1 protein-coding gene is annotated in these 305 nt (G+C 63.6%); it reads right to left on the bottom strand.

Going from position 1 to position 305, the window contains the following annotated elements:
• Window positions 1-305: aminotransferase class III-fold pyridoxal phosphate-dependent enzyme (locus BG74_RS15810; RefSeq protein WP_439895629.1), on the bottom strand; the 305-nt coding region annotated here is incomplete at both ends.

The raw sequence follows: 305 nt of genomic DNA, 5'->3' as shown, positions 1-305 counted from the left end.
TGGCGGCGGGTCAGCGTGGCGGAGAGGGTCAGGGCGCCGCCGGTTAGAGCTTTACCCAGGCACAGAATATCCGGCGTGATACTGGCGTGATTGCAGGCGAACCATTCGCCGGTACGGCCAAAACCGGTCGCTATTTCGTCGGCAATCAGCAGTACGCCATAGCGATCGCACAGCGCCCGCGCCCGCCGCAGATATTCGGGGTGATAAAAGCGCATTCCGCCTGCACCCTGGACAATGGGCTCCAGGATCACGGCTGCCAGAGTGCGGTGGTGGGAGGAAAACAGCGCAACCAGCGGCGCGTCGTC

The sequence above is a fragment of the Sodalis-like endosymbiont of Proechinophthirus fluctus genome, from assembly GCF_001602625.1.
In the GTDB taxonomy this organism is placed as follows: Bacteria; Pseudomonadota; Gammaproteobacteria; order Enterobacterales; family Enterobacteriaceae.
This window is presented reverse-complemented; position numbering and strand designations above follow the sequence as displayed.